The organism is Paenibacillus lautus NBRC 15380 (assembly GCF_004000945.1).
Classification (GTDB): Bacteria; Bacillota; Bacilli; order Paenibacillales; family Paenibacillaceae; genus Paenibacillus_AQ; species Paenibacillus_AQ lautus.
In genome coordinates this window covers 126,509-146,568 of record NZ_BIMF01000004.1, presented here as the reverse complement: position 1 = coordinate 146,568, position 20,060 = coordinate 126,509, and the positions used below count along the sequence as shown (strand labels likewise).

The window sequence follows — 20,060 nt, the reverse complement described above, 5'->3', positions numbered from 1 at the left end:
TTTTTCAATATTTGAATAACATGCGTTAGCGCGCGAAAATGTGACAACCGAAAGGTTGTTATTTTTTTGAGAAGATATGAGAATGTAGCCTTTATACAATGGAAAGCGGGGGATTGTCATGTTGAACGGAAAAGTCATTGTGCTTGGCGTTACAGGTGGCATTGCCGCGTATAAAGCAGCGACTTTATGCAGCAGGCTTGTCCAGAGGGGGGCGGATGTGCATGTCATTATGACGGAATCCGCGAAGCAGTTCATTCCGGAATTAACGCTTCAAACGCTGACCAAAAACCCGGTTTATAGCGATACCTTTGATGAACGGGACCCATCGGTCGTCTCGCATATCCACTTGGCCGATCTGGCCGATTTGGTGTTGATCGCCCCGGCTACAGCCAATGTCATCGGCAAGATGGCACATGGCCTGGCGGATGACATGCTGACCACGACGCTGCTAGCGACCACGGCACCTGTCATGATCTCGCCGGCAATGAACGTGCATATGTACACGCATCCGGCCGTCATGGCGAATATGGAGACGCTGGTCTCCCGCGGGGTGTCCATGATTGAACCTGGAGAGGGGCTTCTCGCTTGCGGATACGTCGGAAAGGGACGGATGGAAGAGCCTGATACGATTGTTGATGTGGTTGAGCGGTTTTTCCGAGAACGCGCACAGCTTGTGGCGTTGAATGAAGAAATAGCGAGCAGCACCACAGGCATATTGCATGGTAAAAAGGTAGTTGTCACGGCCGGCGGCACGATCGAACGCATTGATCCGGTCCGGTATATAACGAATGATTCTTCCGGAAAAATGGGATTTGCGATCGCGAAAGCGGCCAAGCAGCTGGGAGCGGATGTTCACCTGATTGCCGCGCATACCGATGAAGCTCCACCAGAGGGAATCCGGACGGAAAAGGTGGAATCGGCCCAAGATATGTACGAAGCGGTGCTACGCGTGTTCGATCATAGCGATATCGTGGTCAAAGCAGCGGCGGTTGCCGATTATCGCCCTGCTGAGGTAGCGACGTCAAAGATCAAAAAGCGCGGGGAGACCATGACGCTGGATCTTGTCAAGACAACGGATATTCTGGAAAGCCTGGGACGCCAAAAAACCTCCCAGTTCTTAATCGGATTTGCGGCCGAAACCGATACGGTGGAGCAGTTCGCCAGGGAAAAGTTGAAACGTAAAAATTGCGATCTGATCGTTGCTAACGATGTTACACAGGAAGGAGCGGGCTTCCGCACGGATACGAACAGCGTTCATATCTTTGATGCAGAAGGACTGGTCCTCCAGCTTCCAGTGATGTCCAAGGAGGAAGTGGCCCAGAGGCTGTTAACGCTGGCGGCTGATCGGTTGTCCGGGAGGTCGTCCTGATGGAAATGGCCCGCGTGATTGTGGACGTGCCGTCCAAGGATACGGACCGACCTTTTGATTATTTGATTCCCGAGGAACTCCGGCCCTGGGTCGAGGTAGGCAGCCGGGTCGGCGTGCCGTTTGGGCACCGTACGCTCCAAGGGTTCGTGGTCTCTTTGCATCCAAGGCCCGAGATGGATACGGCCAAAATGAAGCCGATTCAGGAAGTGCTCGATGTGATGCCGCCTCTTTCGCCTGAACTGATTGAGCTTGGAGAATGGATGAAGGAGCGTTATGCATGCCGTTATATATCGGTTCTGCAGTCGATGCTGCCAACAGCGCTCAAAGGGAAAGCCGAGCGATACATTTCCCTTAGCGAGCCAGACGCAGGTCTGACGGAGGAAAGCGACGGATTATTTGCGCTGCTGCCGGAAAGCGAGTCGGAGCATGAAATGATCCGGTTTGTCAGTCAGAGAGGCGAGGTTTCGCTCCAGCAGTTAACGCGAGCATTTCCGGATGGGGCTGCTACCATTAAAGCGCTGATCGGCCGAGGACGGCTGAGTGAATTTCAGCAAATCAAGGATAAACTGCAGAAAAAAACGATGAAAGCGGTAGAGCTTGCCGTATCGAGCGAGGAAGCGCAACAGGCGCTGGCTTCATTTCCTGCCAAGGCCCAGCGTCAGAAGGAAGTGCTCCAATATATATTGGAGATGGAAGCATTTCTGCCGATATCGCAGAAGGATCTGCTGCAGACGCTGGGCGTCACCGCAGGCACCGTGAAGGCGCTGGCTGACAAAGGGCTGATTACCCTTGAGGATATCGAAGTGTTCCGGGATCCGTATCGAGGGCGGCATTTTACGCCCAGCACCCCATTGGCGCTCACACCGGAGCAGCAAGCGGTGTACCGCAGTATCGTGCACAAGCTGGGTGAACGCAAGCATGGCGTGTTTCTCCTGCACGGGGTAACCGGCAGCGGCAAGACCGAAATCTACCTGCAGACCATTCAGCGCTGTCTCGAACAGGAGCGTCAAGCGATTGTCCTGGTACCTGAGATATCGCTGACACCGCAAATGGTGGAGCGGTTCAAAGCCCGTTTTGGCGACCGTGTAGCTGTCATGCACAGCCGGCTTTCGGATGGGGAGCGTTACGATGAATGGCGGAAAATAAGAGAAGGCCGGGCGTCCGTTGTCGTGGGTGCGCGATCGGCGGTATTTGCGCCGTTTGACCGTCTGGGCCTGATCATTATGGATGAAGAGCATGAAGGCTCATATAAGCAGGAAGAAACGCCGAAGTACCATGCCAGGGATGTTGCGATTCACCGTGCCCAGCTGACCGGTGCAGCCGTCATTCTGGGTTCGGCAACCCCTTCGTTGGAGAGCTACCATGCGGCGAGATCGCAAGCTCAGGATGATTTTGCGCCTCATCTGCTGGAGATGCCGAGCCGTGCGCTGGGCAACAAGCTGCCGGAAGTCCAGGTCGTGGATATGCGGGAGGAGCTCCGTGAAGGAAATCGCTCCATGTTCAGCCGCTCCCTGCATGCCGCGATTTCGACAAGGCTGGAACGCGGTGAACAGACGGTGCTGCTGCTGAATCGGCGGGGTTACTCCACGTTTGTCATGTGCCGGAGCTGCGGATATGTGGCAGGCTGTCCGGAATGCGACATTTCGCTAACCTATCATCAGAAATCGAATAATTTGCGCTGCCACTATTGCGGTTATGCCGCACAAGCGCCAGAGGTTTGCCCGGATTGCGGAAGCGAGCATATACGTTATTTCGGTACGGGCACGCAGCGTGTCGAGGAAGAATTGGCCAAGCTGTTTCCCGGCATTCGCGTCATTCGGATGGACGTCGATACCACGACCGAGAAAGGCTCCCATGAGAAGCTGCTGAAGCAGTTTCGGGATAAAAAGGGGGACGTGCTGCTAGGCACCCAGATGGTCGCCAAAGGCCTGGATTTCCCCGATGTCACCTTGGTCGGTGTCATTACGGCCGATTCGGCCTTGAACCTGCCCGATTTCCGGGCGGCCGAGAAGACGTTTCAGCTGCTCACTCAGGTTGCCGGAAGAGCAGGCCGCCATCAGCTGCCGGGTGAAGTGGTTATCCAATCCTATACGCCCGAGCATTATTCGATTATCCATGCAAGCAGCCATGATTATTTATCCTTCGTCAAGGACGAGCTGAAGCACCGCAAAGCGCTCCATTATCCGCCGTATTGCAGGCTGATCCTGGTGACGCTGTCGCATGAACAACTGCCGCTGCTGGTAAGAATGGCGGAGAATTTTGCCGCGACGATCAAAAGCGAATCCGACCGCCGGGGATGGTTTGGAAGCCTGGACCGATTCGACGCCAGCGCGCTCGATATATTGGGTCCGGTAGCTTCTCCCATTCCACGGTTGAAAAATAGATACAGATTTCAATGTATGATAAAATGGCGGGGAACGATGGATGCTGTCTCGCTGGTGCGTTCGGTTGCCGAGAAGCTTCAGGATTCGGCGCGGGACAGCAAGCTCCAGATCAGTATTGACGTTGATCCGCAAATGTTAATGTAATACAGCATACAATGATGAAAAGCACAAGGATGGTGTCATAGACATGGCGATTCGAATTATCGTTAAAGAACCGGATGAGGTTCTTCATAAAAAGGCAAAGGAAGTTACCAAAATTACGCCGAACGTTCAAAAGCTCCTGGACGATATGGCCGACACGATGTACGATGCGGAAGGCGTCGGATTGGCTGCGCCGCAGGTCGGCATTTTGAAGCGTCTGATCGTAATCGATGCCGGTGACGAGCATGGCTTGATCAAGATGATCAATCCGGAGATCGTGGAGAGCGAAGGCGAGCAATTCGGGCCGGAAGGATGCCTGAGCATTCCGGGATGGAACGGGGATGTGCGCCGTGCGGAAAAAGTGACGGTTAAGGGGCTTGACCGCGAAGGCAAAGAGCTTATCATTACGGGTACCGGGCTGCTTGCGAGAGCGTTTCAACATGAAATCGATCATCTGAACGGGGTGCTGTTTACGGAAATCGCTGACCGGGTGTATGAGTATGTTCCGGAACAGCCGAGAAAAGAGCTGGAGAATCGATGAATATCGTATTTATGGGCACCCCGGCCTTTGCAGTACCCAGCCTGGAAATGTTGATTGCCGAAGGTTATTCCATAGCTGCCGTTGTCACTCAGCCTGATCGTCCGCAAGGGCGTAAAAAAGTGCTGACCCCAACGCCGGTTAAGGAAGCCGCTCTTCGTCACGGCATACCTGTTCTGCAGCCGCAGCGCCTGCGGAATCCGGAAGCCGTGGCCGAACTGGCCGAATATAAGCCTGACTTGATCGTCACGGCCGCCTATGGCCAAATCCTGCCGAAATCGGTGCTGGAGATGCCGGCACTGGGCTGTCTCAATGTCCACGGCTCGCTTCTCCCCGCTTATCGGGGAGGAGCTCCGATTCAGCGCAGCATCATCAACGGAGAATCCGTAACAGGCATCACGCTGATGTATATGGCAGAGGGGCTCGACACGGGTGATATGATCGCCAAGGCCGAGGTTCCCATTGAAGATGACGATACGGCCGGAACCATGTTCGAGAAGCTGAGCCAAGCCGGAGCGGAGCTGCTCTTGCGGGAGCTGCCGCGGCTCGTGAAGGGCAAGGTGGATGCCGAGCCCCAGGATGAAACGAAGGCAACGTATGCTCCGAACCTGAACCGGGATGACGAGAAGATTGAGTGGAATCGCACTTCCCGCGAAATTTACAATCAAATTCGTGGTCTGGTTCCTTATTCCGGCGGATTCACGCTGTGGAACGGGGAAGTGTTCAAAGTATGGGCAGCGGCTAAGCCGGACAGCGCTCAGAAGCCATCTAGCGATGCACAGCCCGGAACCGTGCTCGAGCTCCACGAGAAGGGGATCGTCGTGAAAACAGGCGACGGCACGCTGACGCTGCTTACGGTTCAGCCCAGCGGCAAGAAGGCAATGAATGCAGCGCAATTCGTGCGCGGGACGAGCCTGACGGCCGGGACGGTGCTGACGTGAGCGGAAACCGCAGCCCGAAGGGGCGACTGGACTCCCCGCGGGAGCTGGCGATGAATGTATTGACACAGGTTGAGCAGGAGGGAGCGTACAGCAATCTCCTGCTCAACACCGCCCTGCAGAAGTCCTCGCTTGCGAAGAGCGACGCGGGACTTGCCACGGAGCTGATCTATGGCACGATATCGCGGCTGAACACGCTCGATTATTTTTTGGACAAGTTTGTCAATAAAGGGGTACAGAAGCTTCAGCCGTGGGTAAGGGCGCTGCTTCGCATCAGTCTGTATCAGGTCGTATATCTGGATCGGATTCCGGATCACGCGGTTGTCAGCGAGGCCGTTAATCTGGCGAAGCGCCGCGGGCATCAAGGGATTTCCGGTATGGTGAACGGGGTGCTTCGGAATATTTTGCGCCAGAAGGAAAGCATGGCGATCCCTGAGAATATGCCGGCTGCCCAGCGTATTTCTCTGCTTCATTCCCATCCGCAGTGGCTGGTGGAACGCTGGATATTCCAGTACGGGATCGAGACGACGGAAGCGATCTGTGCCGCAAACAATGAACCGCCGGCAGTCAGCGTCAGGGTGAATACCACGATGCTCAGCCGTGAGGACATGCTGACATTAATGAGCAGCCACGGCCTCGACGCCACCCCTTCGTCGCTCAGTCCCTATGGGATTGTCGTAAAAGGAGCGGGCAATATGGCCTTGACCGATTGGTACCGGGACGGAATGATTTCGATCCAGGATGAAAGCTCCATGCTGGTTGCCGAGGCTGTTAAGCCCGAGCCGGGAATGCGGGTGCTGGATTGCTGTGCAGCCCCGGGCGGGAAAAGTGCCCACATGGGCGAGCTGATGAAGGATGAAGGCAGCATTGTCGCTAACGACATTCATGCGCATAAAGGCAAGCTGATATCGGATCAGGCCAGCCGTTTGGGACTGGACAGCATTTCGATCGTGACCGGGGACGCGCTGGATTTGGTTGACCGCTTCGAGCCTGCGTCTTTTGACCGGATTCTGCTGGATGCTCCCTGCTCGGGCCTTGGCGTCATCCGTCGCAAGCCCGATCTGAAGTGGGGCAAGTCACAGGAGGACATCCATGAAATTGCGGCGCTGCAGCTAAGGCTGCTGGAGTCGGTCTCTACCTTGCTTCGTCCCGGAGGACTCTTGGTGTACAGCACGTGCACGATTGAACCGCTGGAGAATGAAGGCGTTGTATCTGCTTTTCTGGAAGGCCATTCCGAGTTTGAAATCGCGGAAGATGGTCTTGGCGCCTTAAGCCGGCTGGAGGAGAAATCGCTTCAGCGAGGAGGCGGGATTCAAATTCTGCCCCAGCACTATCACAGTGACGGTTTTTACATTGCAAGACTCGGCAGACGCCCCTCTTAAGGGCTCTGCCGCCATGACTATAGTCGTATCCCGCCAATGCCGGCGGGTTTTCCTCTTTTACCGTCTCTTTTATTTATGTTAGAATAGGAAGAATGAAAAAAGAGATGCATATGAATGTAATAGGGAGAGTTCGGAAGAATGCTGGCTGGACATCCTCTAAATTAGACAGGTGTGGTGAGAATGAAACCTTTTATATATGATTATTCACTGGAAGAGCTTCAAGCATGGGCTCAAGAGAATGGGGAGCCGGCGTTTCGCGGAACCCAGATTTATGACTGGCTGTACGTGAAGCGGGTGAACGACTTTGCGGAAATGACGAATCTATCCAAGGAGCTTCGCTCGAAGCTGGAGCAGGAGTTCAGTTTTGTTACCCTGACGGAAATCACCAAGCTGGAGTCGAAGGACGGAACGGTCAAGTTTCTGTTCGGCTTGCATGATGACCATGCGATCGAGACCGTCATCATGAGGCACAATTACGGCAACAGCATCTGCGTGACAACGCAGGTAGGCTGCCGTATCGGATGTACGTTCTGCGCATCCACGCTGGGTGGCTTGAAGCGAAATCTGACCTCCGGCGAGATCGTTGCCCAAGTGGTTCAGGCGCAGAAGATTCTCGATAAAACGGGAGAACGTGTCGGCAGCATCGTGATCATGGGCTCAGGCGAACCGTTTGAGAACTATGAAGCGACGATGAAGTTTCTGCGCACGATGATCCATGAAAAAGGATTGAATATCGGCCAGCGCCACATTACCGTTTCAACGAGTGGCATTGTGCCTAACATCTATAAATTCACGGAAGAGGATACCCAGATTAATCTGGCCATCTCCATACATGCACCGAACGATAAGCTGCGCTCCAAGCTCATGCCTGTTAACCGCCGGTTCCCGTTCGACGACGTGATTGAGTCGCTTCGTTATTACCAGGCAAAAACCGGGCGGCGCATTACGTTTGAATACGCCTTGATCGGCGGCGTAAACGATCAGGTTGAGCATGCCGAAGAGCTTGCGGACGTCATTAAGGATATGAACTGCTTCGTCAATCTGATTCCGGTTAACCATGTGCCGGAACGGAAATATGTTCGCACATCGCGTAACGATATTTTCAAATTTCAACGTGCGTTAGCAGACAAGGGGGTCAATGTGACCATCCGTCGTGAACAAGGCCATGATATCGCTGCCGCTTGCGGTCAGCTGCGGGCCAAGCATATGGAGTTGAGGTGAGAAGATTTGATCAAGACGGTTCATGTAAGCCATGTGGGACGCGTTCGTCCTGTTAATGAAGATTCGGTATTTGTTAGCACACTGGAGCATGGCTATACCTTGGGTGTGGTTGCTGACGGTATGGGAGGTCACCTTGCGGGTGACACCGCCAGCAGGCTTGCGGTAGATACCGTGGCCGAGGATTTGTCCTCATTGGAACAGGACATGTCCATGGATAGTATCCGGGCTGCGCTTGGTGATGCCATATTGCATGCCAATGCCGTTATCTATCGGGAAGCCTCGGCTGATGAGCGGCTTCACAATATGGGCACGACGATTGTAGCGGTGCTGCTGCGAGGTTCCGAAGGCTATATCGGACATATCGGGGACAGCAGGGCTTACAAAGTCGTTCCCGGACAAGTGATTCGACTCACAGATGATCACACATTGGTCAATGAGCTTTTTAAGAGTGGTCAGATTACGGAAGATCAACTGGAAACCCATCCCCGGAAAAATGTATTAAGCCGGGCACTTGGAACGGATGTGGATGTGACGGTTGAGCTTACACCAGTTACGATCGGAGAAGGCGAAGTGCTGCTGCTGTGCAGTGACGGACTCAGCAACCGGGTCAGCCGCGAGCTGATCGGACAGATTTCCGGTTCACTTGACCTTCCTCTGGAAGAAAGAGCGGATCGCCTGCTTCAACTGGCACTTCTTGCCGGCGGTGAGGACAACATCACGGTCGCCATGTTTGAACATCAAGAAGAAGTTGTCGGGCAACGTATAAAGGGGTGGGATTCATGATCGGACATGAATTGGCTGGTCGTTATAAAATTATAGAACGCATCGGTGGCGGTGGCATGGCGCTGGTCTACAAGGCTCAGGATATTTTGCTGAACCGGAATGTAGCGATCAAAGTGCTGCGCCAGCAGTTTGTGCACGACGAGGAATTTATTCGCCGTTTCCGGCGTGAAGCACAATCAGCGGCTTCGTTGTCGCATTCCAACGTGGTCAGCATCTATGATGTGGGCCAAGAGGAAGATGTGCATTACATCGTCATGGAATATATCGAAGGTCAGAATTTGAATGAAATTATAAAAGAACGGGCACCGCTGCAGGTGGAAGAAGCTGTGAGGATTGCGACCCAGATCTGTGATGCACTGGGGCACGCTCATCATAACCAGATCATTCACAGGGACATTAAACCGCATAATATTCTGATTGGTCGTAATGGGAGGGTAAAAGTAACCGACTTTGGTATTGCCAGAGCGGTCACGTCGACAACCATTACACAGACAGGCTCTGTTGTGGGCTCTGTGCATTATTTTTCCCCGGAGCACGCCAAGGGCGTCGTTACGGGCGAAAAATCGGATTTATACTCACTTGGTATTGTGTTATATCAAATGCTCACGGCCCGTCTTCCGTTTCTGGGCGAGAGCCCGATTAGTGTTGCTCTGAAACATCTCCAAGAGGAATTTGATGAGCCTAGAGAAGTGAATCCGCTCATTCCTCAAAGCGTGGAGAACATCATCCTGAAGTCCATGCGCAAAAACCCGGAGGAGCGTTACCAGTCTGCGGAAGAGATGATGGACGATCTCGAGACGTGTTTGATGCCGATGCGACTCAACGAACCGAAGATGGAGTTTGAGGACGATGCCGATTCTACTCTGGTCATGCCGGCGCTTAAAACGATGCAGCGCAGCAGCCAGCATCATGACGAAGACGATGATACGGAAGATGAGGAGTTTGAGGAAAAGCCGACAGGTAAACCGAAGAAAAAATGGGTCAAGCCGACCATCATCATCGGGTCAGTGCTCCTGTTCCTCGGCATCATGTTCGGTGTCGTCATGTATGTGAACAACATGCTGGAGGTGCCGGAGGTTAAGGTGCCGCCAGTTGTAGGCATGACGGAGGAGGATGCGATCCGCGAGCTTGAGGCCAAAGGTTTGACGGTGGATGAGGAAGTCATTCGTGAATATAAACCAAATGTCGATGAAGGCATTGTGTTTGCCCAGGATAAGGAACCAGATTCCATGCTGAGGCAGGGGGCCCCTGTTCAATTGTCGGTTGGGGATGCCAAGCCACTTCCGGAAATGCCGGATCTTAATGGGAAGACTTTTGATGAGGCAGTTGCTGCGTTAAAAGGGATTGGAGTTAAGCCAATCTCCATTAAGCAAAATTCGGAGAAAAATGATGAAGTGCCTGAAGGCAAGATCTTTAAGCAAAGTCCAGAAGCCAAGACAAAAATCGATCCGGAAACGGAAGTAATCAGCGTAACGGTAAGTGAGGGCAAGAATCTGGTCCCTATGCCGGGCGTGGTTGGCTTAGAGCAGGAAAATGCTGTCAATATTTTGGAGTCCAATGGCTTTAAGATTGAGGCAATCAAAGAGAGATCCAGCTTTGAAGTGAAGAAGGGTATCGTAATAGAGCAATGGCCGCATGAGGCCAATCAACAGGTTGCTCCAGGCTCAAAAATCACGCTGTTCGTCAGCTCCGGCTATCCTTCGGACGCGCTTGAGTATAATTACAGCGTACCGGTGTCGCCGAGCGTCGAAGGCCAAGAAAGCAAAATACGGGTCGTTTTCACCGACGCGCTGGGAGAAAACCAGGAAGCTGTGAACAAGACCATTACGACCTCGGAAATGGTACCTGTTAAGCTGCTGCTGGCTCCCGACAAGCATGCAACGGTCATGATCTTCCGTGACGGTCGCCAGGTGGATACGTACAGCGTAAGTTACAGCGATGTCAAGAACGGTACTGTGCCGCAGCCGACCTTTGAACAACCGCCCGTTGAACCTGATGTACCGGTGGACACGAATCCGGATGAAGGAAATGGTGAGGAAGGTTCGAATGAGGAAGATGATGCTGCTTACCATTGGGACTCCGGGAACAATGGAAACGGCAAGGGTAATGGCAAAGGTAAAGATAACGATTAGAAACAAGTCGTGAGAACACTAAATTTCAACAAGAAAGGTGAGGCCTATTATATGCTAGAGGGACTGATCGTGAAGGCACTAAGCGGATATTATTATGTCAAACCACTGCAGGATGGCAACATTATATCCGGGGAGGACCCAGCGGTTCAATGCAGAGCCCGCGGCATTTTCAAAAAGAAAGGTATCTCTCCGCTCGTTGGAGATCACGTGATGTACTCATTGACTGAAAATGGGGAAGGGACCGTGGATGAAATTCTTCCACGGTCTTCCCAACTAATTCGCCCGCCTGTCGCGAACGTCGACTTGGCGGTGCTGTTGTTTTCGGTCAAAGAACCGGATCTGAGCCTGCATCTGCTGGACAAGTTTCTGGTACATATAGAGAATGAGGGCCTTGAGGCATTGATCTGTCTGACGAAGCAGGATCTTGTGGACGCATCCGACGATGTGCTGGAGCAGGTGAAGCGCCAGTATGAAGAGATTGGTTACGAAGTGCTGATTACCAGCTCTCTGCAAGGAATCGGGACTGAAGAGGTAAAGAAACGGCTGGCCGGTCGAATTAGTGTCTTCTCCGGTCAATCCGGTGTCGGGAAATCGTCCCTGCTGAATGCGTTAATGCCAGGCCTCTCGCTGGAGACGAGCGAAATCAGCCTGCGTCTTGGCCGCGGTCGGCATACGACACGCCATGTGGAGCTGATTGAGCTAGATAACGGGGGGTATGTCGCCGATACCCCGGGTTTTAGCCAGCTGGATTTTCTGGAGCTGGGTGTCGAGGAGTTATCGACCTGTTTCAGAGAATTCGCTCCTTATGCTGCCGAATGTAAATTCAGAGGCTGCAGTCATCTGCATGAGCCGGGCTGCCGGGTGGTCCAAGCCAAAGAGGATGGAATCATCCTGGCTAGCCGTTATGAGCATTATGTGGAGTTTTATACGGAGATGAAAGACAAGAAACGGAGGTACTGAATGATGATAAAAATTGCCCCATCCATATTGTCAGCGGATTTTGCGAAGCTGGGACAAGAAATTAAGGAAGCCGAGGCCGGCGGAGCCGATTGGATACATGTGGACGTCATGGACGGACACTTTGTACCTAATATTACGCTGGGGCCGCCCATCGTCCAAGCAATCAGGCCCCATACGAGCCTGACGCTTGACGTGCATCTGATGATTGAACAGCCGGAGCTGTATATTGCGGACTTCGTCAAGGCTGGAGCCGACCTGATCACCGTTCATGCCGAGACCTGCCCGCATCTTCATCGTGTCATCCATCTGATCAAAGAGTTTGGCGTGAAGGCCGGCGTCGCGATCAATCCGGCTACGCCGGCCCATGTCCTACAGGAAGTGCTGCCTGACTTGGATTTGGTACTGGTGATGACCGTGAACCCGGGGTTTGGCGGACAGGCTTTTATCGAGCGGACGGTAAACAAGATCTCACAGCTGCGTGAATGGATTTCAAACTCTGACAACCCGAATATCCATATTGAAGTGGATGGCGGCATTACAGCGGAGACAGCGCCGCTTGTGGTGGAAGCGGGAGCGGATGTCCTGGTTGCGGGCAGCGCGGTATTCGGCATGCCGGATCGCGCGGCAGCCATTGCAAAAATCCGTGACAGCGTAACATCTTGACCAGAACGTGAGCAACGGGATGCATAGGGCGCGGGGTTCCCGCATAAATATGGTTACATGAGCTGGGTTCTCATGTAGCCTTTTTTGTCTGTGTTCACATCTATGGGCTTGGTGCATAACATAATCTAGGAAGGCATGAGAATGATGGGGAGGGTGAGACATGAAATTCTATACGTTCAAGCTGCCGAAGTTTTTGGGAGGTTTTGTGAAGGCCATCTTAAATACGTTTCACAAGAGCTGACAGCTTGTCCCGGCGTAACAAAACCTCCGCCTGGGACTGACGCCGCCTAGCCGGTTCTGGGGAAAGAGGCAAGAACACTCCGATAGAGCGCATGGAGGACATACCGCATCTGTATGCGGAAGTTTTCTTGCGGTATAAGAAAGCCAAAATGCGCGTTAGTCCTCCTTCGCTTTCTTATATCAAAAGAAGAGTGTCTAGCGACGTACTTATCGAGGACAGACCGCGTTCGACCGGAAGTTTTTCTTGCGATATAAGAAAGCGGAAGTTTTGCTCTTTCATTTTTCTTATATCTAAATAAAAAAAGCACCTGCTAACTGCTCAGGGTGCTTTTTGTTTAGAAGAAGAATATGTATCTAAACGCAAGAAAAACTTCCTTGTCCCGGATCGCCCACAAATGGTGCCTGGAGATTAAGAAGTTTTTCTTCATATAACACAAGATGATTATACGCGAGTCACTTTACCGGATTTCAAAGCGCGAGTGCTGACGTATACACGTTTTGGCTTGCCATCTACCAAAATGCGAACCTTTTGAACGTTGACACCCCAAGAACGCTTGTTGTGATTGTTAGCGTGAGAAACATGGTTACCACTGCTTGGTTTCTTGCCAGTTACATAACATTTGCGAGCCATTCATTACACCTCCTTGTTCCTAACCCTGCATGAAACAATACTTAAATATAATATCACAGTAAAAATTGCTCCGTCAACTGTCCTAAAAACATTTATTTCTCTTTGCCATTATAGTACAATGTTGATTAGTCCATAATATTTCCGAAGAAATAGTTCGTGGGCTGGTCGGCAGGGCTCTCAAGAGGCTTGGGAACCGCCGGAAAGCGTAGAGGACGAGAGGATCGCCCAACCTAGATTTATGATCCATTAATCACGGTAAGTCTTTTATTTACTGCCTGGGCATTTCGTCAGCTATAAGCTATGAAATAAATATGAAATTTACGACAAGTAGTGTTATGGGTATCAAGCCAGGAAGGGGAATTCTCATTGAGTAAGCGTTCTTTGAATGGAACAGAATTTACCGCGATGGTCCTAGCCGGAGCGGAGCAGCTGCAGCAGCATGCAGAACACGTCAATTCCCTGAATGTGTTCCCGGTGCCGGACGGCGACACGGGGACCAACATGAATTTGACGATGACGGCAGGTGTGGCAGAACTGAAGAGTAAGTACTCGGAGTCCGTCGGGCATAGTGCCGGTGTGCTGTCCAAGGGGCTTCTGATGGGAGCCAGAGGGAACTCGGGGGTTATTCTGTCCCAGCTGTTCCGTGGTTTCAGCCGATATGCGGCACCTTATACAGAACTAAATTCTCATCAATTCGCCGCAGCACTGCAAACAGGCGTAGAAGCTGCGTATAAAGCTGTTGTGAAGCCTGTCGAAGGTACCATCCTTACCGTAGCTAAAGAAGCGGCCAAGCATGCGGTCTATTTTTCCCGCCGCAACAACGATATTGTGGAATTGATGGAGCAGGTGTTGGCCAAAGCCAAAGAAACACTGTCCCAGACGCCGGATATGCTCCCTGTTCTGAAGCAGGTTGGCGTAGTGGATTCGGGTGGCCAGGGCCTGGTTTACATTTATGAAGGTTTCTTGCAGGCGCTTAGAAAAGACGCTCCGTCCGGATCGTTTGCTGTTGCGGAAGGACAAGCCGAACAGAGCAACAAGGCACCGGCCTTTCAAGCGGTCCCTGACTTCTCGGCGGTTCAAGCTCCGGCTTCTGCCCAGTCCAGACTGTCCACAGAGGACATTGAATTTTTATATGACATGGAATTCTTTATTAATAGGCAGCTCGGCGAAGGAACGGGCGCAGACTTTGATGAAGATAAGTTCCGGAAAGCGCTTGCAGTGAATGGTGATTCCATCATTGTCATCGCCGATGACGAGACGATCAAAGTTCATGTGCATTCCAAGGCTCCGGGCGAAGTGTTGAATTTGGCGCTAATGTATGGAGAGATCACTCAGATTCATATATTGAATATGCGCGAGCAGCATCGTGATTTGCTGACAACGGGAATGGATATTGCACCGATGCCCGAGTTGTTTGCAGATATTCCGGCAGAGACCGTGACACCGGAAGCTCCGGCTGTTCCCCCGGCAGACGAGATTGCACCGTACGGTTTCATAGCGGTATCGTCAGGGGAAGGCATCTCCGATATATTCAAGAGCCTGGGCGTTGACGTTGTTCTCTCCGGGGGACAGACGATGAACCCGAGCACCGAGGATTTTGTTAATGCGATTTCTTCGATCTCGGCGCAGCAGATTTACATCCTGCCGAACAACTCCAACATCGTGCTGGCCGCCCAGCAGGCGAGAGAGCTTCTTGAAGGCGAACGCAGCGTAACGGTCATTCCGAGCAAGACGATTCCGCAGGGGATCGCGGCGGCATTTGCTTTCCAGGAAGACGAGAATGCGGATATGAACACCGACAACATGCTGGATGCGATCACTCGCGTGCAATCGGGGCAGGTAACCTATGCCGTTCGGGACACAACGATTGATGATCTCGAGATCAAGGCTGGCCAGTTTATCGGTATTCGCAATTCCAACATCGTTGCAGCAAACGAGGATCTGATTACGACCTCCCAGGATTTGCTGGGTAAAATGCTGGAGTCCGGCGATGAAATCGTGACGCTGCTTACCGGCGCGGACGCAACTGAGGAATCGACCAACGCACTCACGGAGTGGCTTGGCGAGCAGTATCCTAACGCAGAGGTTGAGGTTCACTACGGCGGTCAGCCGATTTATTCCTATCTGTTCTCCGTGGAGTCTTGATCTAAGAGATAAGGAAGTATACACTTCCGAGGTTTTCCCTTCCTTATCTCGCAAGAAAAACTTCCGCTATATGCGGTCTGACTTCTAAGGAAGTACGTCGATAAAGTTTTTCTTATAACGCTTTGACATTATGCAAGGTACATTTTTAGGAGGGGTTCCGGTGAATAAGACCGTTATTGTGACAGACAGCACAGCGGATATTCCGGCAGACCTGGCGAAGCAACACAACATTCATATTGTGCCGCTGAGACTTATGTTCGGGGAAGATACGTATTTGGACGGAGTCGAAATCACGCCGGGAGAGTTCTACAAAAAGCTGGTGCAGTCACCCCAGCTTCCGACGACCTCCCAGCCTTCACCCGCAGATTTTGTAGCTGTGTATGAGTCCATTCTGGAACAGCACCCAGGCTGCTCCATTATGTCCATTCACATCTCATCCGGCTTGAGCGGAACGTATCAGTCCGCATTGCTTGCCACCTCTCTTATCGAAGGAGAAGCGGATATCACTGTATGGGATTCCAAATCGGCCTCTTACGGTTTCGGACTATTCGTGGTTCATGCAGCGAAGCTCACACAAGAAGGAGCCGCTGTTCCAGATATTATTTCGTCGCTTGAGGACCTTCGCTCTAAGCGCCGCCTCTACTTCCTGGTAGACACACTGGAGTACTTGCAGAAGGGCGGACGGATCGGCAAGGCTTCAGCCGTGCTTGGCACACTGCTTAACATTAAGCCAATCCTGTCCATTGATGGCGAAGGGATTATCTTTCCGGTAGACAAGGTCCGCGGTCGCAAGAAAGCGACGGCCAAAATCATTGAGCTGTTTCAACAGGATCTATCCGGTGTGAAAAATATTAAAGTGGCTGTGGGTCATACAGCTGACCCTGCTCAGGTTGAGGATTTTCTGCAGCAGCTGTCCGCTGTGTTTACGATCGAGGAAACGGTGTTTTCCGAGATCGGTCCGGTTATCGGTACGCATGTTGGACCGGGAACCATTGCAGCATATATATGGCCTGCTTAAGTGAGGTAGATGATATGAGTCTCAAACTCGATCAAATATCCGTCAGACAGATCAACGGCGTGAGCGCCCTGAAAGAGGGGGAGCTTCACGCCTTTGGCGTCTCTACGGTCAAGGATCTTTTGGAGTATTACCCCTTCCGGTATGAGGATTACCGGCTAAGGTCTTTAAGCGAAGTCAAGGACGGGGACAAAATCACCATACAAGCTAAAATAGCCAGCGTGCCGGTACTGCAGCGCTACGGGCGCAAATCCCGTCTCACCTGCAAAATGCTGGCCGAAAACTGGATGTTCACCGCAACCTGGTTCAATCGGCATTTTCTGAAGGACCAGCTTACGGCCGGCCGGGAGATCGTGCTGACGGGCAAGTGGGATCAGCGCAGAATGCAGCTTACGGTGTCCGAGTCCGAGTTCCCGGATAAGGGAGCCTTCCGCAGCGGAACGCTGCAGCCGGTGTATTCCATCGGCGGGAAGATCACGCAATCCTGGATCCGAAAAACGATGGGACAGGCTTTGGAGCAATACGGGGAGATGATTCCCGAAATTTTGCCGCAATCCCTGCTCAGGAAGTATGATCTGATGCCTCGTAAAGCGGCGATCATGACGATCCATCAGCCTGTCGACTCCCGGGAAGGACAGGAAGGGCGGCGCCGGATGGTGTATGAGGAGCTCTTCTTGTTCCAGTTGAAAATGCAGGCGTTCCGGGCGCTGAACCGGGGACGGATGGACGGTGTTGTACATACGGCTGACAATGCAACGATCCGGGAGTTCGTGCGCAGCTTCCCGTTTGAGCTTACCGATGCGCAGAAGAAGGTGGAGCTGGAGATCTTGCATGATATGCGCTCCCCTTACTGCATGAACCGCTTGCTTCAAGGGGATGTCGGCTCGGGAAAAACGATTGTTGCCGCCATCGCTCTGTTTACAACGGTGCGCTCAGGCTTTCAAGGGGCCTTGATGGTCCCAACGGAGATTCTTGCCGAACAGCATATGCGTTCGCTGCAGAAGCTGTTTGAGCCCTTCGGCATTACCGTTGGCCTGTTGACAGGCAGTGTAACGGGGAAGAAGCGTAAAGACCTGCTGGCTTCCTTACAGATGGGGCTGACGGACGTTGTCGTGGGCACACATGCCCTCATCCAGGATGATGTGTACTTCCGGGAGCTGGGACTCGTCGTGACGGACGAGCAGCACCGTTTTGGCGTGAATCAGCGAAGCGTACTCCGCCGTAAAGGCTATAACCCGGATGTGCTCACGATGACGGCAACGCCGATTCCACGGACGCTGGCAATTACTGCCTTTGGGGATATGGATGTATCCACGCTGTCGGAGCGTCCGAAAGGTCGTATTCCTATTACGACCTATTGGGTCAAACATGAACTCATGGACCGTGTGCTCGGATTTATTTCCCGGGAAGTAAATCAAGGTCGTCAGGCCTATTTGATTGCTCCTTTGATTGAAGAATCGGATAAGCTGGACGTTCAGAATGCAATTGACCTGCATGTCCAGATGCAGCAGGCGTTTCCCACGTATGCTGTCGGACTTCTGCACGGTCGTATGACGCCTGCCGAGAAGGATGAGGTCATGCGCCAATTCTACAGCAATGAGGTCCAGCTGCTGATTTCCACGACGGTTGTTGAGGTTGGCGTTGACGTGCCGAACGCAACCTTGATGATCATTATGGATGCCGATCGCTTCGGTCTGTCTCAGCTGCACCAGCTTCGGGGTCGCGTAGGCCGTGGGCAGCATGCATCCTACTGCGTCCTTGTGGCCGATCCAAAATCGGAAGTGGGCCAGGAGCGGATGCAGGTCATGACGGAAACCGAGGACGGCTTCGAGGTATCCCGGAGGGATTTGGAGCTTCGGGGACCGGGCGACTTCTTCGGTACGAAGCAGAGCGGGCTGCCGGAGTTCCGGCTGGCCGACATGGTCGCGGATTTCAAAGTGGTTGAAGAGGCCCGGGGAGACGCGGCAGCTCTCGTTAGCGACAGTTCTTTCTGGACGTCGCCGGAATATGAGCCGCTGCGCGACTTTTTGCAGCAGGAAAAGATCTTCCAGGGCGATATCATGGATTAATGACATGAATCTGTTAGCACAATGGACAGACCTTCGTCATATACTCAAAAAGGGTAGCAGCATTTATGACTGGAGGTGCTTCAACATTGAGTTATCAGCAGTACGGGATTAGTCCGCAGCTGGTGGAGCGAATCAAGCTAAAAATGAAAAACCCGGCAGTCAAGGAAAGAATCAAAGGGCTGACTCAGGGTTTGACCAAGGCAGATCTTCAAAATAGCGCAAAAGTGCATCAATTGATCCGGACGGCCAGCGGCATCTTGAATGAAAAGCTGAGCTCCGCGCAGGAGCAGCAAATGGTTCAATTCGTCCTTGCACAGCGCATCGATCCGAACAACACCTTCCATTTGATCAAGCTGTGGGGGATGTTTCGATAACAATTGGATGACATCAAGGTTTTATTTTGCATAGAAGAAGCCCCTCTCGGGAGTGTTTTCTCCTTATGAGCAGGGGCTTTTGATTTGGCATGTGCAGGGATGAAACGTTCCTGGCGGACTTTTATAAAAGAAGTCCCTTGATTTGTAGTCTAACCGATAGCAGAGGAACCGGGGAGCTAAGAAAAAGTGCGGAAGTTGAAGAGGCCCTCCCAATCTTTCCGAAGTATTTAGCTGTCCGTAATGGAACGGATGCAAGCTTCCGTGTCATTTTTAACGGAATTTACGGTTGTGCTAACCGGTACGGCCTGCATTTCCTCCGCGGGGTAAGGCCTCAAAAGCTCTTTGAGGGTTTGCAAAAGGGAAGGGCTGCTTTCATTGGTTTGGGAAGATGTCTGCCGTTCGAGCCATAGCGCTTCGTCAGCGGGGCTCAGAATGACCGGCATCCGGTTATGGATCGGTTCCATGAGTCGATTGGGTGCGGTTGTAATGACGGTGCAGGTGCTGAGCTTATCTCCGCTTGGGGTGATCCAGGTATCGTACAGACCTGCCATGCTGAATATTTCCCCGTTCCTCAAGCCGATGCGAAAAGGCTGCTTGCCATTGCCGTTTTTTTGCCATTCGTAAAAACCGTCTGCAGGTATCAGGCATCTTTTCCGATAAAAGGGCATCCTAAATGCAGGCTTATCTTCCAGCGTTTCGCTGCGCGCATTGATCATTTTGGCTCCGGCTGAGGGATCCTTGGCCCAGGATGGGACAAGCCCCCATTGCAGCTGACCGATCCGGTTGGCGCTGCCGTCGTTGATAATCGCCGTGACCATCTGCGTAGGAGCGATGTTGTACCTGGGAATGTGAAAGGGAGATACCGATTCGGGATCGATGAGATACCTTGTCATTAGTTCTTCCCAAGTGACCGTGAGTGTAAAGCGTCCGCACATGGATTCAAACCTCCTGTCATTTGCTCTCGCTTAAGATTTTGAATATAGCGACTAATTAAGACTTTTTATCGAGTTCAGAACGAAATGGCTACTTAGAGATTTACAGTACATTTGTTTTTGAGTATATCAAATATTGCATA

The 20,060-nt window shown here is 52.3% G+C and carries 17 protein-coding genes; 15 read left to right on the top strand and 2 right to left on the bottom strand.

Going from position 1 to position 20,060, the window contains the following annotated elements:
- Positions 1-118: 118 nt before the first annotated feature.
- The 11 genes from coaBC (at position 119) to spoVM (ending at position 12,752) form a co-directional block, all read left to right on the top strand.
- The gene (gene coaBC / locus PLA01S_RS09830) at positions 119-1,369 is read left to right on the top strand and encodes a bifunctional phosphopantothenoylcysteine decarboxylase/phosphopantothenate--cysteine ligase CoaBC (protein WP_127591867.1); all 1,251 of its coding nucleotides are present in this window, start codon (positions 119-121) and stop codon (positions 1,367-1,369) included.
- Positions 1,369-3,897, top strand: coding sequence for a primosomal protein N' (gene priA / locus PLA01S_RS09825; protein WP_127591865.1), 2,529 nt, complete (start codon positions 1,369-1,371; stop codon positions 3,895-3,897). The genes coaBC and priA overlap by 1 nt, the downstream gene beginning before the upstream one ends.
- Positions 3,898-3,940: 43 nt before the next feature.
- Positions 3,941-4,435 carry a peptide deformylase gene (gene def / locus PLA01S_RS09820; RefSeq protein ID WP_076320731.1) on the top strand — a complete coding sequence of 165 codons (495 nt, stop codon included), beginning with the start codon at positions 3,941-3,943 and terminating at the stop codon, positions 4,433-4,435.
- Positions 4,432-5,373 carry a methionyl-tRNA formyltransferase gene (gene fmt, locus PLA01S_RS09815; protein WP_127591863.1) on the top strand — a complete coding sequence of 314 codons (942 nt, stop codon included), beginning with the start codon at positions 4,432-4,434 and terminating at the stop codon, positions 5,371-5,373. Before def ends, fmt begins: the two co-directional genes overlap by 4 nt.
- Positions 5,374-5,423: 50 nt before the next feature.
- The gene (gene rsmB / locus PLA01S_RS09810) at positions 5,424-6,752 is read left to right on the top strand and encodes a 16S rRNA (cytosine(967)-C(5))-methyltransferase RsmB (RefSeq protein ID WP_246059430.1); all 1,329 of its coding nucleotides are present in this window, start codon (positions 5,424-5,426) and stop codon (positions 6,750-6,752) included.
- Between the two features lie 180 nt (positions 6,753-6,932).
- A complete protein-coding gene (gene rlmN, locus PLA01S_RS09805; protein ID WP_100536104.1) occupies positions 6,933-7,973 on the top strand; it encodes a dual-specificity RNA methyltransferase RlmN in 1,041 nt (346 codons plus the stop codon).
- A 6-nt stretch (positions 7,974-7,979) separates the two neighbouring features.
- Positions 7,980-8,756, top strand: a complete 777-nt coding sequence (locus PLA01S_RS09800; RefSeq protein WP_127591859.1) for a Stp1/IreP family PP2C-type Ser/Thr phosphatase — start codon at positions 7,980-7,982, stop codon at positions 8,754-8,756.
- The gene (pknB, locus tag PLA01S_RS09795; RefSeq protein ID WP_127591857.1) at positions 8,753-10,888 is read left to right on the top strand and encodes a Stk1 family PASTA domain-containing Ser/Thr kinase; all 2,136 of its coding nucleotides are present in this window, start codon (positions 8,753-8,755) and stop codon (positions 10,886-10,888) included. Before PLA01S_RS09800 ends, pknB begins: the two co-directional genes overlap by 4 nt.
- A gap of 51 nt (positions 10,889-10,939) precedes the next feature.
- Positions 10,940-11,848 (top strand): ribosome small subunit-dependent GTPase A, encoded by a 909-nt coding sequence (gene rsgA / locus PLA01S_RS09790; protein WP_127591855.1) that lies wholly within the window; start codon positions 10,940-10,942, stop codon positions 11,846-11,848.
- Between the two features lie 3 nt (positions 11,849-11,851).
- Positions 11,852-12,511, top strand: coding sequence for a ribulose-phosphate 3-epimerase (gene rpe, locus PLA01S_RS09785; RefSeq protein ID WP_127592214.1), 660 nt, complete (start codon positions 11,852-11,854; stop codon positions 12,509-12,511).
- 160 nt (positions 12,512-12,671) lie between these two features.
- Positions 12,672-12,752, top strand: coding sequence for a stage V sporulation protein SpoVM (gene spoVM, locus PLA01S_RS09780; RefSeq protein ID WP_034273235.1), 81 nt, complete (start codon positions 12,672-12,674; stop codon positions 12,750-12,752).
- Between the two features lie 441 nt (positions 12,753-13,193).
- Here spoVM and rpmB read toward each other — a convergent pair whose 3' ends face one another.
- On the bottom strand, positions 13,194-13,382 hold the full coding sequence (gene rpmB, locus PLA01S_RS09775) for a 50S ribosomal protein L28 (RefSeq protein WP_006209230.1): 189 nt from the start codon (positions 13,380-13,382) through the stop codon (positions 13,194-13,196).
- 366 nt (positions 13,383-13,748) lie between these two features.
- On the opposite strand from rpmB, the gene PLA01S_RS09770 reads away from it, so the two are divergent.
- The 4 genes from PLA01S_RS09770 to PLA01S_RS09755 all read left to right on the top strand — a co-directional run bounded on the left by PLA01S_RS09770 (position 13,749) and on the right by PLA01S_RS09755 (position 18,985).
- A complete protein-coding gene (locus PLA01S_RS09770) occupies positions 13,749-15,527 on the top strand; it encodes a DAK2 domain-containing protein (protein ID WP_127591853.1) in 1,779 nt (592 codons plus the stop codon).
- 160 nt (positions 15,528-15,687) lie between these two features.
- Entirely contained in the window at positions 15,688-16,545 is an 858-nt protein-coding gene (locus PLA01S_RS09765; RefSeq protein ID WP_127591851.1) for a DegV family protein, read from the top strand.
- 14 nt (positions 16,546-16,559) lie between these two features.
- A complete protein-coding gene (gene recG / locus PLA01S_RS09760; protein ID WP_100536110.1) occupies positions 16,560-18,611 on the top strand; it encodes an ATP-dependent DNA helicase RecG in 2,052 nt (683 codons plus the stop codon).
- Positions 18,612-18,697: 86 nt separating this feature from the next.
- The gene (locus PLA01S_RS09755) at positions 18,698-18,985 is read left to right on the top strand and encodes a stage VI sporulation protein F (protein WP_127591849.1); all 288 of its coding nucleotides are present in this window, start codon (positions 18,698-18,700) and stop codon (positions 18,983-18,985) included.
- A 227-nt stretch (positions 18,986-19,212) separates the two neighbouring features.
- On the opposite strand, the gene PLA01S_RS09750 is transcribed toward PLA01S_RS09755, so the two are convergent.
- On the bottom strand, positions 19,213-19,920 hold the full coding sequence (locus PLA01S_RS09750; protein WP_127591847.1) for an SOS response-associated peptidase: 708 nt from the start codon (positions 19,918-19,920) through the stop codon (positions 19,213-19,215).
- Positions 19,921-20,060 lie beyond the last annotated feature (140 nt).

Coding starts and splice junctions, on each gene's coding strand:
- coaBC (WP_127591867.1), top strand. CDS start 119: ATGTTGAACGGAAAAGTCATTGTGCTTGGCGTTACAGGTGGCATTGCC.
- priA (WP_127591865.1), top strand. CDS start 1,369: ATGGAAATGGCCCGCGTGATTGTGGACGTGCCGTCCAAGGATACGGAC.
- def (WP_076320731.1), top strand. CDS start 3,941: ATGGCGATTCGAATTATCGTTAAAGAACCGGATGAGGTTCTTCATAAA.
- fmt (WP_127591863.1), top strand. CDS start 4,432: ATGAATATCGTATTTATGGGCACCCCGGCCTTTGCAGTACCCAGCCTG.
- rsmB (WP_246059430.1), top strand. CDS start 5,424: ATGAATGTATTGACACAGGTTGAGCAGGAGGGAGCGTACAGCAATCTC.
- rlmN (WP_100536104.1), top strand. CDS start 6,933: ATGAAACCTTTTATATATGATTATTCACTGGAAGAGCTTCAAGCATGG.
- pknB (WP_127591857.1), top strand. CDS start 8,753: ATGATCGGACATGAATTGGCTGGTCGTTATAAAATTATAGAACGCATC.
- rsgA (WP_127591855.1), top strand. CDS start 10,940: ATGCTAGAGGGACTGATCGTGAAGGCACTAAGCGGATATTATTATGTC.
- rpe (WP_127592214.1), top strand. CDS start 11,852: ATGATAAAAATTGCCCCATCCATATTGTCAGCGGATTTTGCGAAGCTG.
- spoVM (WP_034273235.1), top strand. CDS start 12,672: ATGAAATTCTATACGTTCAAGCTGCCGAAGTTTTTGGGAGGTTTTGTG.
- rpmB (WP_006209230.1), bottom strand. CDS start 13,382: ATGGCTCGCAAATGTTATGTAACTGGCAAGAAACCAAGCAGTGGTAAC.
- recG (WP_100536110.1), top strand. CDS start 16,560: ATGAGTCTCAAACTCGATCAAATATCCGTCAGACAGATCAACGGCGTG.
- PLA01S_RS09750 (WP_127591847.1), bottom strand. CDS start 19,920: ATGTGCGGACGCTTTACACTCACGGTCACTTGGGAAGAACTAATGACA.